A 12,650-nucleotide genomic window follows, 5' to 3' on the forward strand; every position below is an offset into this window, starting at 1 on the left:
ATTCGTAATTCGTAATTCGTAATTGGGTTTTGCGTGAAGATTTAGACACCAAACAAAATGTGGCTGCTTCTTATATAAAGAGCAAATTCTAAACCGTCTAATAATTATGAATTATGAATTAGTAATTACTATTTATCTTGATTTGACTTGTCTCCCAATTGCTGCTCAACCAAACACAAGCAACCTACCAAACTAGGATCAAGCAGAAATTAAGATTTTGTTAAGTTTAAAATTGGATTGGGGCATTAAGAATTTAGACCACAACAGAACTTACGCAAAAAATAGCCCAAACCTTGATTTTCCGGTAGGGGCAATTCATGAATTGCCCCTACCGCGTATTGCCCCTACCGCGTGTAGTTTTACGTAAGTCTTACACAACTAATGCAGAAGTACTGCTATGAGCGGTCACTCTTGGCAAACCCTTTTCTAATTACGAATTACGAATTACGAATTACGAATTATTTAAAACCTGCCATTTCCCTGAACAATGTGCTTAACGGTGGTCAAAGTTTCTAGGCTGATAAATCCTCGACGATGGCCTTTTTGGTTAGACATACCGAGAAACACCGAATCTCCCCGCGAGGGGTTGCGGGAAAAACGCGGGGAAGTGTTGATGTAGGTAGAGGCACTGTTAACTCCTAAAGCAAACTGCCGACTTTCCTGATAAGATTCAGTAACGATGGAGTCGGCATGACCACTGCTATGTTCATTAATCCAAGCGATCGCACCTTCTAAGCTATCTACCAGTTTAAAAGCTACTGTCTTTGTTAAATAAGGGTTTCCCCATTCGCCCTCCTTCACTACCTGCAACTGGGGAAAAGCTTTTACTAGTTCTGCATCGCCTCTAATTTCAAAGCCTTTTTCTATCAAGCTGTTCCACAAAACTGCTAAGGATGATGGCAAGGCTTGACGATGAATAAGTACCTTTTCAATGGCATTGACTTGATCGGGTTCACTTTGATGGCTATCAAGAATCATCCAGCGCACCATTTCTAAGCTGGAATTTAGCGACCAGTAGAGACAACAGTTACCTATCGCGGACTTTAAGACTGGGCAAGTTGACTGTCGTACTACCTGCTGTACCAAGCTAGAACGTCCGTAAGGAATAACTAGATTCACGTACTGGTCTTGGGTGACTAAATCCCGAATTGAAGCCCCATGTTCGGCTGTGATCAGTTCTACACACCCCGGAGGTAGACCAACTTCTGCGATCGCATTTTGCAGTACTTCAGCGATGGCGGCGTTGGAATGGCTAGCTTCAGTACTGCCTTTGAGAATTATACTATTGCCAGTTTTAATACAAAAACCTGCTGCGATCGCCCCTAAATCGGGAAAGGCTTCATAAATAAATCCAATCACTCCCAAAGGCATTAACTGGGTGTAACTCTGGGAATCTTCCAGTTGATAATCAGCCGTTCTAACGCGCCGTAGCGGATCTGATAATTCCCCTAACCGTTGTAAAACGTCTACTGTCATCTCTAGCCTTGTAGGAGTCAGCTTTAGCCAGTCCAATATCAACTCTGGCACTGCCATTTCTCGACTAGCTTCTAAATCCAACGTGTTGGCTTCTAGAATGTCGTCAAATGAGCGCTCAAGGGCTTGTGCCATCGCCAATACTGCACGACTGCGGTCTGCTCCCTTGGTGATTCCCAACTTTAGGGAAGCTTGATAGGCTCGTTGGGCGCTAGTAATCGGTTCGGGGTGGTCATCTAAAACTTCAACAGTCATTGAGTTAACGTCTGTAGGTAAGCCAGACCATTAATGCTGGCAGAATAGCTAATAGCACCGCCACCATTGCCCAAGCAATAATGCTGGAACCATTTGCTAATCGCAGTGCTAATGGCAGCCATATAATCACTAGCACGAAAATAATGCCCAGTGCTATAGGCAGATAGCTTTCTCCCAAGCGGGGATGGACAACGTGCCAACTATTTCCCATCCAACGCCAAGCCCGTTTGTAGGGATAGGTGGTAGAAAGCTGTTCTAGGACATGACCATTATCTTCGACAACAAAGATTTGCTGACAGCGATCGCAACCAAATGCTTCTGTCAACGTAATCGGAATTAACTGACCCCGGCGACGACAGGGACAGGGGTATTCAGCATTGAAATCTATTTTTTCGGGTTTTTGAGATTGCACAAGCGTTCTAGTAACTTGAGCGTGTTTTACACGAACTACGACAATATAATCCTTTGGTAAATGCAATAGAAGCTTCTGCTACTATAGATTGCTATCTTTATATACATAGACTGGCGATACAAATATCGTCATGATTGCAAACAGTAGATGCAGCAGACTCTAAGTATCCTAATTTTCATATCAGTACGGAGTTTTTTATTTGTAATCTTTCCCCGAAGCTGACAATCTTATTTAAAATTTCCTTCTACTAGATAAAATCTAGACAAAGCTAGATATTATTTGACGTTTCAATGGGAGCATAGGAGCAGTTATCCCTTAACGTCGAGACACGATTTAGCTATCCGCGCATCAGTTTCAAGATTTTTAGATGTATTTAAATCTTAATCAGCAGTGTGCTGACATTTCTGACATACATAAACCTGTTTTAAGAGAATAAGACCCTTGAATTCCCCCATAATTTGAACAAGTTTTACTAGATGGGTAAAATCTATCTACGAATACACAGTTCCACCATATCTACTAAATTACTTTATATTCTACCTATCTATGAAATTCATAAAAATTGGCAACGATTCACAGGAATACAGCGCGAATCGCTAAAGACTTCAATACACCCTAAAAATACTAAACCTCTTGAGATTTTTAACTTCAAGAGGTTTTAGTTGGAAGCGGGTAACGCGATTCGAACGCGCGACATTCACCTTGGCAAGGTGACGCTCTACCACTGAGCTATACCCGCAATCAATTGTCATATATCAATATCTCAGATTTATCCCTAATTGTCAAGCCCTTTATTTAGTAATTTGTCATTTGTCATTTGTCATTGGTCATTAGTGAATGACAAATGACTAATGACACGCCCTAGCCGAGTTCTTCTGACTCCGCCGTTAAATTGCCGATGCTGGCATTTTGAAAAGAGGCTGGCAAAGACTGGCTATTACGAGAATATGGCTCTGCTAGGTTAGAACGCAATTGCCGCATGAGGCTTGCCATTTCTAGGGCGTTTAGGGCATAATCCCAGCCATGATTACCTTTGATGCCTGCCCGTTCTAAGGCTTGCTGCATAGTGTCTACTGTCAAAATGCCAAAAATTACTGGCACTCCAGTTTGAAAGCTAGCGGCGGCAATGCCTTTAGAAACTTCGGCGGATACATAATCAAAATGGGGTGTTTGCCCGCGAATAACTGCACCTAGACAAATTACAGCATCATAACGATGGGAAAGTGCTAGTTGGCGAGCTACTAAAGGTACCTCAAAACTTCCCGGAACCCAAACATAGTCTACCTGATTACCTTGGGGGTTAGGATCTACACCGTGGCGTTTCAAGCAATCTTGACATCCCTCTAGCAGCTTTCCGGTAACAAGATCGTTAAATCGACCAATCACCACTGCAAACCGCAAAGGCTCCGTTTGGGTAAAAGTTCCCTCGAAAACTGCCATGACTGCCTCTTAATCAACTATAGTTCTGGCCAATATACATTTCTTATTTAAATGTAGAGGAGCAGGAAAGCCCGGTCAGAAAAAAGGAAATCGGAAAAAGTTTCTCCTTTTCTCCTTTGGTCAAAGACCATTGGCTTTTCTGCCCCTCTAGTTCTTATATTATGTGCCTGCGCCAGAGCAAAGCCGTCGTCTATACGACAAAAAAGTTTAACAAACCAACTAAAAATACCAAAGCAACCCAAACGCCGGAACCAACCCAGAGCAGTTTTTTAGATTCACCCCAATTTTGGGGAGTGGCGTAAGCAACTGGAACACCTACAACTAGGACAAAAGACAACAGGACTAGACCTATCAAGGCAAATTGGAATATTATGGTCATTTTTGCTTCTCCCAATACAGCGAAACACTAAGGATAGAATATCCTAAAGGGCGACACTGACACTTTCTTATTATTTTTAAGCTAGCAGAAATTGCAACATTTTAGTCATTTGTCCTTTGTCTAAGTACCGATGACTAATGACTCTTAATTATGGATTTAATTCTTTGCCACACAACAGCAGATTTTGACGCACTAGGGGCGGCAGTAGGGTTAACGCGCCTACTACCGGGAAGCAAGATTGTGCTGACTGGCGGTTCTCATCCTCCTGTGCGGGACTTTTTAGCATTGCATCGGGATGAATATCCGTTGATTGAACGCCGTTCGGTGAATCCAGAAAAAATTCGTTCTCTGACTGTGGTGGATACGCAAAAGCGCGATCGCTTGGGTAAAGCTGCTGAGTGGTTAGATTTACCCCATCTTGGAGAAATTATAGTTTATGACCATCACTTAGGGCAAGAATCAGATATTAACGCCACGCGATCGCATATTTCTTCTGTAGGAGCCACCACAACTTTAATTGTCGAGCAATTGCAACAACAGCAAATTTCCCTGACTCCTGCTGAAGCAACTGTGATGGCTTTGGGTATCCATGTTGACACTGGCTCTTTGACCTTTGACCAGTCCACACCACGCGATGCCTTAGCTTTGGCTTGGTTGATGCAACAAAGCGCTAGTTTATCGGTAATTTCTACCTACCGAGATCCTGGCTTGTCTTTGCAATTGCAGCAGCTATTAACTGAGGCGCTGGAAAATCTAGAATATCTTTACCTAAGTGGATATACGATAGCTTGCGTAACTCTGAAAACAGATGGTTTTGTGCCGGGGCTATCGAGTTTGGCTTCAGAACTCGTAGAATTAACCGAAATTGATGCCATACTGTTGGCTAATGAGTATCCTTTGAGTGAAAGTGATTCACGGTTAACAGTAATTGGGCGATCGCAAATTCCCAAAACGAATCTTAACCTATTATTCCAGCTACTAGGTGGCGGCGGTCATTCACAAGCCGCATCGCTAAACCTAAGAGGAGTGGATTCACAAGCAATATTAAAACAACTCCTTGACGGGGTAAAAGCGCAAGTTCCCCACCCCCTCACTGCGAGGGATTTGATGTCCTCTCCTGTCCGCACGATTCTGCCTGAAACTACAATTACTGAGGCACAGCGCATTTTATTGCGCTATGGACACTCTGGTTTATCTGTAGTCGATATTCAAGGGCAACTAGTAGGTATTATTTCGCGTCGAGATATTGATATCGCCTTGCATCACGGGTTTAGTCATTCGCCCGTTAAGGGCTACATGACAAGAAATCTGAAAACAATTACACCAGATACGACACTGCCACAAATTGAGTCACTAATGGTGACTTATGATATCGGACGCTTACCAGTATTAGAAAATGGACAGTTAGTTGGTATTGTTACTCGTACTGATGTTTTACGCGAATTACATCAAGAAAGAGATGAAGACGAAGGAAGGGGAGAGACGGAGAGGGGTAAAAGTAATATTAATCTCCCTCAATTACAAAATAAACTCGCTCCTCAGTTATGGCAATTACTCACCATCGCATCGCAAGAAGCAGAAAAACGGGGTTGGCATCTTTATCTAGTCGGGGGTGCAGTGCGGGATTTGCTGTTGGCTGAGACAGCAGGTAGCTTGATGATTAAAGATATTGACCTAGTAGTTGATGGCTTTCACAAATCAGCAGATGTTGGTGCTGGTGTGGAACTAGCAAAAGCACTCCAACAACTTTACCCTACGGCTCGTTTAGAAATCCACGGGGCTTTTCAAACTGCTGCTTTGTTGTGGCACAAAGACGCAGAATTAGATTCTCTTTGGGTAGATATTGCCACCGCTAGGACAGAATTTTATCCTTACCCAGCAGCGAATCCAGAAGTTGAGGCGAGTTCGATTCGTCAAGACTTGTATCGTCGAGATTTTACCATTAATGCGATCGCCTTACGACTCACTACTCCCCGTTCAGGTGAATTACTCGATTTCTTTGGCGGTTTACTCGATTTACAAGCCAAGCAAATTCGGGTTTTACACGCCAACAGCTTTATCGAAGATCCCACCCGCATTTATCGTGGTGTGCGCTTTGCTGTGCGCTTCGGATTTGAAATTGAACCGCAAACTGAAGAGTTTATCCGCTATGCCATCAACAGTGGTGTTTACGATCGCACTTCCCAACAAAATAGCAGAACCCCAGCCCTGCAAACTAGACTGAAAACAGAATTAAAACACATTCTAGAAGCCCCTTATTGGAAATCAGCTTTGCAGTTACTCGATAACTTAGGGGCATTGCAATGTATCCATCCTACCCTCAAGTTAGATGGGTTACTCTTGCGGCAATTACGTTTGTTAGAACGTTGTTTGCGACGATTTGATGCTGAACAAACTCTCATTCATTGGCAAATGCGTTTAGAAGCATTAATCGCCCACTTAGCGCCTGAATATCGGGTGAAAGTAGCACAAAATTTGCAATTACAAGAGGATAGCATTGCTCGGTTGAAAAACTTAGTCCAAAGCTTTAGTCAAGTGATGGAATGTTTACCCACTTTTCAACGCCCCAGTCAAGTAATGCAGTTGTTGCGACAGTACGATTTACCAATGCTGATTTTAATCGCTATGCAAAGTCCGCGAGAGATTAGACATCAAATTTGGGAATATTTAACAGTTTGGGCGAATGTGCAGCCACTGTTGAATGGCAATGATTTAAAGAAACTTGGTTACAAACCAGGGCCACAGTATCGGCAAATATTAGATGATGTAGTTGCTGCTACCTTGGATAGAGTGATTAAAGATAGGACTGAAGCTGAGGAGTTTTTAGCACAACACTATCCTAAATGAAATAGTCTTGGCCTAAATTGTATCTGGATCGATATTTAACTCACGCAGTTTTGCAGCCAAACGTTCTGCTTTTTGTTCTGCTTGTTCTGCTGTTTCTTCAGGTGTTGGTACTAGTTGCCCATCTCGTGTAAAAAATCGCAATAGTCCCTGATAAACTCCCAAATATAACCCTAGCTGATGACTCCACAAATATCCTTCTTCACTTGGTTGTAGAGGTTGATATTCTCCATCTACTAAATGAAATCCGGCAAATTCTTGTGTGTAAGGGTCAAACCAAAAATAATCGGGTGTGCGGAAAGTATCTTGATAAATTTTTTTCTTTAAATCTTTGTCAGTATTAGCTGTTGAGTCAGACAGAATTTCCAGAATTACATTCGGATATTTACCATCTTCTTCCCAGACTACCCAACTTTTACGGGTTTTACGTTCAGTTCCCAGCACGACAAAAAAGTCTGGGCCCCGAAAGTGTTCTGATTTAAGTTGGCGCGGACTGTAGTAGATAGTCAGGTTTCCAGCCGTATAAAAATCATTTCTGTCTCGCCACAGCCATTTTAGACATTTGAGTAAGAGCATGATTTGCTCTAGATGTAGTTCGCTTTCCAAGGGAGGTTCGTCACTATATAAATCACCAGGGGGAAATATAACATCTTGGCAGATGCCTTCTTGAGAATCTAATTCTTGAGCTATGGTCATAGAATGGATACGGCATCAAGTAGTTATGGATTGATTTTAGCAGTCTTGTAGTTAGCAATTCGAGAAGTCTAAATTGTCTCTGGATCGATATTTAACTCTCGCAGTTTTGCTGCTAAACGTTCTGCCTTTTGTTCTACCTGTTCTACTCTTTGTTGTGCTTGTTCTGCTGTTTCTTCAGGTGTTGGTACTAGTTGCCCATCTCGTGTAAAAAATCGCAATAGTCCCTGATAAACTCCCAAATATAACCCTAGCTGATGACTCCACAAATATCCTTCTTCACTTGGTTGTAGAGGTTGATATTCTCCATCTACTAAATGAAATCCGGCAAATTCTTGTGTGTAAGGGTCAAACCAAAAATAATCGGGTGTGCGGAAAGTATCTTGATAAATTTTTTTCTTTAAATCTTTGTCAGTATTAGCTGTTGAGTCAGACAGAATTTCCAGAATTACATTCGGATATTTACCATCTTCTTCCCAGACTACCCAACTTTTACGGGTTTTACGTTCAGTTCCCAGCACGACAAAAAAGTCTGGGCCCCGAAAGTGTTCTGATTTAAGTTGGCGCGGACTGTAGTAGATAGTCAGGTTTCCAGCCGTATAAAAATCATTTCTGTCTCGCCACAGCCATTTTAGACATTTGAGTAAGAGCATGATTTGCTCTAGATGTAGTTCGCTTTCCAAGGGAGGTTCGTCACTATATAAATCACCAGGGGGAAATATAACATCTTGGCAGATGCCTTCTTGAGAATCTAATTCTTGAGCTATGGTCATAGAATGGATACGGCATCAAGTAGTTATGGATTGATTTTAGCAGTCTTGTAGTTAGCGATCGCGCGTAGGTAATCGCCTATTTTTAGGGTAAGGGTAAATAAACTATTCTGTCTTGATATTCATTGTCTTCTGATGCCAAAGCAACTATTATAAGTTCTTCTATATTTTCACCAATACTTAAATTTGGATTGAGGATAAAAATTCTTGGTACGTGACGATTAACAGCGATATGGTCAGCTAAATGTACTGGCATAGAAGTTCGGTTATTTGTCACTAATATAAAATTATGATCCTCACACCAACACAGGATTTCTGGATCAAGTGTACTTTTTGGTGGACTTTCTGAGTCTCCTACCACTTTGATCGCAATATCAAATTCTCGTAGCCTAATTTGATTTGGATATATGGGATTGACATTTTCATCAATCAGATTAAGTTAGGCAGAAAACAAGTAAAATATGCCAAGTTTGCTGTGTAATACGCAAATACATTATCAGCAGGAGTAAATCAATTAATCAATGTTTTTAACATTAGTTATAGGTGGAGGAAATTTATATCAAAATTGATCCTAAAAGTCTTCCCTCTGCGTTCTCTGTGCCTCTGCGGTTAAAAATCTTTATTAACGTATTATCTAGCGATCGCATAGCTATTATCGGCGCAAGCGGTTCTGGTAAATCAAACCAAATTATGTTACGAAACGTAAACAGACTTAAAGTCCTTCGGGTGATGCCTCCGGCACGCTTAGGCGAACGCCAGTCAGTCATGGGGGAAACCCCCTACAGCCCTTCTCCTAAAGGAGACGCTACGCGAACGGGCATCCTACGGCAGGCGCTAGCCTCTCCCAATGTGAGAAGACCGCACTGGCTCACCAATGACAAAGGACAGCCTCTGCCAGTTAGCTTTAATTGCGCTAACCTACTTACACCAGAGCAATATTATCAAGAGTTGCTGGAATGTCACGATATATGTTATCTCAGACCGATGTAGCTCTCGTTTGTGTGCCTATAAACTCGGCGAATTCTTGAATTTGCATATCGCGTCACGTAAATTTATCGCTCTACAACAGAAGCCGCAAAGCATACAGGCAAGTTATAATTCTCTTGCGGATCAACGTAACAAAAATTTATGAGTAACCCACTAGTACAAGCCTTTTTCGTAGGCAGAGCAGTAGCCGAAGTAGTTAATGAGCGTTTAGAGGTAGCCTTGACCGATGCTTTGAGCGATCTGGGCAAATTTGATGCGGAAGCTAGAGAGCAGTTGCGACAGTTTACAGAAGAAGTCCTAGAACGGGCAAATCGGTCAGCAGAAGCAGCTAATTCTGGTCAAGCTACTACAGGTAGTGGACAAGCCAATTCTGATTCAGGTGACTTGCAAGCAGATATTGATGAATTACGAGCAGAAATTGCCCTGTTACGCACAGAATTGCAACATTATCGCAGAACTTCTGCGTAAATTTAGTCATTGGTCATTGGTCATTGGTCAAAAATTATTCACAAATGACAAATGACAAATGACACTTAAGAATAAACAGTTTAGGAATCAGAGTGTCTTCTCTTTCAAGTGATTCGGTTGCAAACCAACGGTACACAAAGGATATGGAACAAGGTTATTCAGATAAGGCATACCGTTGGAATCGGGAAAAATACTCTAGCAGACGGCGTTTTGTAGACATTTGGTCTTTTGTCTTGACCTTATTGTTCAAACTTTGGCTATACAACAAATCTTGGAGTTATTCGGGTGGCGTGACTGATGTAAAGCAAGCTGCAAGGCGCAAAACCCAAGCGGTTTGGATTCGCAATACCCTGCTGGACTTAGGGCCAACCTTTATCAAAGTCGGACAATTGTTTTCTACCCGCGCTGATATCTTCCCTGTTGAATATGTAGAAGAACTAGCCAAATTACAAGACAAAGTACCGGCATTTAGCTATGAGCAAGTAGAATCGACCATTGAGAAAGAATTAGGCAAAAAAATTCCTGAACTCTTCCATAATTTTGAACCTATTCCCTTAGCTGCTGCTAGCTTGGGGCAAGTACACAAAGCTGTACTGCATACTGGGGAATCGGTTGTTGTTAAAGTGCAACGTCCTGGATTGAAGAAGTTATTTGAAATAGATTTACAAATTCTCAAGGGAATTACCCGCTACTTTCAAAACCATCCCAAATGGGGACGGGGAAGAGATTGGTTAGGTATTTATGAAGAATGTTGTCGCATTCTGTGGGAAGAAATTGATTATCTTAATGAAGGTCGTAACGCCGATACTTTTCGCCGGAATTTTCGTGGTTACGATTGGGTGAATGTCCCGAGAGTATATTGGCGTTATGCCAGTTCCAGAGTGCTGACTTTAGAATATCTCCCTGGAATTAAAATTAGCCAATACGAAGCTTTAGAAGCAGCCGGTTTGGATCGAAAGGCGATCGCTCGTCAAGGCGCTCAAGCCTACTTACTACAGTTACTCAATAGCGGTTTCTTCCACGCCGATCCTCACCCAGGCAATATTGCCATTAGTGCAAGTGGGGCTTTAATATTCTACGATTTCGGCATGATGGGGCGGATTAAATCCAACGTGCGCGAAGGATTGATGCAAACACTGTTTGGTATCGCCCAAAAAGATGGCGATCGCGTTGTCCAATCTCTGATCGATTTAGGCGCGATCGCCCCAACCGATGATATGGGCCCAGTGCGGCGTTCTGTCCAGTACATGCTGGACAATTTCATGGATAAGCCCTTTGAAAATCAGTCGGTGGCCGCAATCAGTGACGACCTTTATGAAATAGCTTATAATCAGCCATTTAGATTTCCAGCAACCTTCACTTTTGTGATGCGAGCCTTTTCTACCCTAGAAGGAGTCGGTAAAGGTTTAGATCCAGAGTTTAACTTTATGGAAGTTGCCAAACCTTATGCAATGCAGCTTATGACCGATATGAATGGTTCTGAGGGGAATACCTTTATTAACGAATTAAGTCGTCAAGCAGCTCAGGTAAGTAGTACTGCTTTTGGACTACCACGGAGATTAGAGGATACGCTAGAAAAGCTAGAACGGGGAGACATGCGCCTCCGCGTTCGGTCTATAGAAACTGAACGGCTATTGCGGCGGCAGAGCAGTATTCAGCTTTCAATGAGCTATGCTCTGTTAATCAGTGGTTTCACACTTTCAGCTACGATCTTAGTGGTTAGCAATCATGTCTGGTGGGGACTGCTGCCTGGTTTAATTGCACTAGGGATTTCAGCGATCCTGATCCGACTACTTTTGCGCCTTGACCGTTACGATCGGATGCATTAATTGTTGCAAAAAAAAAATTTATGAAACTTAATTTCACGGGTTTTAGCGATCCGGGACTTATTCGTTCTAATAATCAAGATGCTTACTATGTCGATCCAGAAGGGCGGTTTTTCGTTGTCGCCGATGGAATGGGTGGTCATGCTGGAGGTGAAGAAGCAAGTCGCATAGCCACTGAAGAAATTCAGGCGTATTTGGTGGCAAATTGGGAATCTTCTAAGTCTTCTCAAGAACTGCTAGAGCAAGCTTTGTGGGGTGCAAACGAAGCAATTTTGCAGGATCAACAAAATCATCCCGAACGCGCCGACATGGGTACAACAGTTGTAGCAGTAATTTTTCGCGCCCCCGAATCGCCCTGGTGCGCTCATGTTGGCGATTCCCGGCTGTATCGCTTCCGAGAATCGCAATTAGAACAGGTAACAGAAGACCACACTTGGGTTGCACGAGCAATCAAAATCGGTGACATCAGCTTAGATGAAGCGCGATCGCATCCTTTTCGTCATGTATTATCGCGCTGTTTAGGGCGTGAAGACTTGCATCAGATTGATGTGCAACCACTAGATGTAAAAGCTGGCGATCGCTTACTGTTATGTAGTGATGGTCTTACAGAAGAACTTGTGGAAGAGAAGATTACTAGCTGCCTCTTAGATGCTCCTTGGCTTGATAAAGCCGCCATCTCTCTAATTGAGGCTGCTAAGGAGCATGGAGGGCACGATAACATCACAGTTGTCATCGTCTCACTGGAATAAATAGTCATTGGTCATTAGTCATTGGTCATTAGTCGATGCTTAGTAACCTTAAACAAAGGACAACTGACAAATGACAAAGGACAAATCTGGTAGATATACTCAGCAATTTGTTCAGTGTGAGCATTTTTAATTTTTACAATTTGATACAAATATTTTTAGCCTCCAAAGTAACCTAATGAGGCTGAATTTGCATAAAATTGATAAATTGACATCTTGCACAGAATAAGGTAGAGCGACTATAATTCACGCTTATTACCATTCATTTCCTAACCTCCTTAAGTCCTAGCTTCCGAAGCTTCCTCCATATTTATTTGGGGAGACAGGCTCTTAGTTTTTCTCAAACACGGAAACGTA

12 protein-coding genes and 1 tRNA gene are annotated in these 12,650 nt (G+C 42.4%); 5 read left to right on the top strand and 8 right to left on the bottom strand.

Translation table 11 applies throughout. The annotated features are described in order from the left end of the window. Positions 1-462: 462 nt before the first annotated feature. The 5 genes from HWQ36_RS07450 to psbZ form a co-directional block, all read right to left on the bottom strand. A complete protein-coding gene (locus HWQ36_RS07450; RefSeq protein ID WP_292700009.1) occupies positions 463-1,728 on the bottom strand; it encodes a glutamate-5-semialdehyde dehydrogenase in 1,266 nt (421 codons plus the stop codon). Between the two features lie 4 nt (positions 1,729-1,732). Further along, positions 1,733-2,140 (bottom strand): hypothetical protein, encoded by a 408-nt coding sequence (locus tag HWQ36_RS07455; RefSeq protein WP_041565838.1) that lies wholly within the window; start codon positions 2,138-2,140, stop codon positions 1,733-1,735. Between the two features lie 667 nt (positions 2,141-2,807). Beyond that, positions 2,808-2,879: transfer RNA gene (locus tag HWQ36_RS07460), tRNA-Gly, on the bottom strand. 122 nt (positions 2,880-3,001) lie between these two features. Further along, positions 3,002-3,580 (bottom strand): 6,7-dimethyl-8-ribityllumazine synthase, encoded by a 579-nt coding sequence (gene ribH, locus HWQ36_RS07465; RefSeq protein WP_292700012.1) that lies wholly within the window; start codon positions 3,578-3,580, stop codon positions 3,002-3,004. Positions 3,581-3,770: 190 nt separating this feature from the next. Continuing rightward, positions 3,771-3,959 (bottom strand): photosystem II reaction center protein PsbZ, encoded by a 189-nt coding sequence (psbZ, locus tag HWQ36_RS07470; protein ID WP_292700014.1) that lies wholly within the window; start codon positions 3,957-3,959, stop codon positions 3,771-3,773. A gap of 150 nt (positions 3,960-4,109) precedes the next feature. Between psbZ and HWQ36_RS07475 the strand changes: the two genes are divergently transcribed. After that, positions 4,110-6,806 (top strand): CBS domain-containing protein, encoded by a 2,697-nt coding sequence (locus tag HWQ36_RS07475; RefSeq protein ID WP_292700016.1) that lies wholly within the window; start codon positions 4,110-4,112, stop codon positions 6,804-6,806. 12 nt (positions 6,807-6,818) lie between these two features. On the opposite strand, the gene HWQ36_RS07480 is transcribed toward HWQ36_RS07475, so the two are convergent. The 3 genes from HWQ36_RS07480 to HWQ36_RS07490 all read right to left on the bottom strand — a co-directional run bounded on the left by HWQ36_RS07480 (position 6,819) and on the right by HWQ36_RS07490 (position 8,627). Continuing rightward, positions 6,819-7,499, bottom strand: coding sequence for a Uma2 family endonuclease (locus HWQ36_RS07480; protein WP_292700018.1), 681 nt, complete (start codon positions 7,497-7,499; stop codon positions 6,819-6,821). Positions 7,500-7,567: 68 nt separating this feature from the next. Further along, the gene (locus HWQ36_RS07485) at positions 7,568-8,269 is read right to left on the bottom strand and encodes a Uma2 family endonuclease (protein ID WP_292700020.1); all 702 of its coding nucleotides are present in this window, start codon (positions 8,267-8,269) and stop codon (positions 7,568-7,570) included. An 82-nt stretch (positions 8,270-8,351) separates the two neighbouring features. Continuing rightward, the gene (locus tag HWQ36_RS07490) at positions 8,352-8,627 is read right to left on the bottom strand and encodes a hypothetical protein (RefSeq protein ID WP_366828574.1); all 276 of its coding nucleotides are present in this window, start codon (positions 8,625-8,627) and stop codon (positions 8,352-8,354) included. Positions 8,628-8,809: 182 nt separating this feature from the next. Here HWQ36_RS07490 and HWQ36_RS07495 point away from each other — a divergent pair, with 182 nt between their 5' ends. The 4 genes from HWQ36_RS07495 (at position 8,810) to HWQ36_RS07510 (ending at position 12,296) form a co-directional block, all read left to right on the top strand. Next, a complete protein-coding gene (locus HWQ36_RS07495; protein ID WP_292700023.1) occupies positions 8,810-9,256 on the top strand; it encodes a hypothetical protein in 447 nt (148 codons plus the stop codon). 138 nt (positions 9,257-9,394) lie between these two features. Further along, positions 9,395-9,721 (top strand): DUF6825 family protein, encoded by a 327-nt coding sequence (locus tag HWQ36_RS07500; RefSeq protein ID WP_292700026.1) that lies wholly within the window; start codon positions 9,395-9,397, stop codon positions 9,719-9,721. A 143-nt stretch (positions 9,722-9,864) separates the two neighbouring features. Beyond that, a complete protein-coding gene (locus HWQ36_RS07505; RefSeq protein ID WP_292700243.1) occupies positions 9,865-11,550 on the top strand; it encodes an AarF/ABC1/UbiB kinase family protein in 1,686 nt (561 codons plus the stop codon). A gap of 20 nt (positions 11,551-11,570) precedes the next feature. Continuing rightward, complete coding sequence (locus HWQ36_RS07510; protein WP_292700029.1) at positions 11,571-12,296, top strand: Stp1/IreP family PP2C-type Ser/Thr phosphatase; 726 nt, start codon at positions 11,571-11,573, stop codon at positions 12,294-12,296. Positions 12,297-12,650 lie beyond the last annotated feature (354 nt).

Origin of the sequence: Nostoc sp. NMS2 (genome assembly GCF_017115105.1) — a bacterium.
Lineage (GTDB): Bacteria > Cyanobacteriota > Cyanobacteriia > Cyanobacteriales > Nostocaceae > Nostoc.

What these genes read in the sequence shown, in the direction of transcription:
- HWQ36_RS07475 (WP_292700016.1), top strand. Translation starts at nt 4,110, where the DNA reads ATGGATTTAATTCTTTGCCACACAACAGCAGATTTTGACGCACTAGGG.
- HWQ36_RS07480 (WP_292700018.1), bottom strand. Translation starts at nt 7,499, where the DNA reads ATGACCATAGCTCAAGAATTAGATTCTCAAGAAGGCATCTGCCAAGAT.
- psbZ (WP_292700014.1), bottom strand. Translation starts at nt 3,959, where the DNA reads ATGACCATAATATTCCAATTTGCCTTGATAGGTCTAGTCCTGTTGTCT.
- HWQ36_RS07505 (WP_292700243.1), top strand. Translation starts at nt 9,865, where the DNA reads ATGGAACAAGGTTATTCAGATAAGGCATACCGTTGGAATCGGGAAAAA.
- ribH (WP_292700012.1), bottom strand. Translation starts at nt 3,580, where the DNA reads ATGGCAGTTTTCGAGGGAACTTTTACCCAAACGGAGCCTTTGCGGTTT.
- HWQ36_RS07510 (WP_292700029.1), top strand. Translation starts at nt 11,571, where the DNA reads ATGAAACTTAATTTCACGGGTTTTAGCGATCCGGGACTTATTCGTTCT.
- HWQ36_RS07500 (WP_292700026.1), top strand. Translation starts at nt 9,395, where the DNA reads ATGAGTAACCCACTAGTACAAGCCTTTTTCGTAGGCAGAGCAGTAGCC.
- HWQ36_RS07450 (WP_292700009.1), bottom strand. Translation starts at nt 1,728, where the DNA reads ATGACTGTTGAAGTTTTAGATGACCACCCCGAACCGATTACTAGCGCC.
- HWQ36_RS07485 (WP_292700020.1), bottom strand. Translation starts at nt 8,269, where the DNA reads ATGACCATAGCTCAAGAATTAGATTCTCAAGAAGGCATCTGCCAAGAT.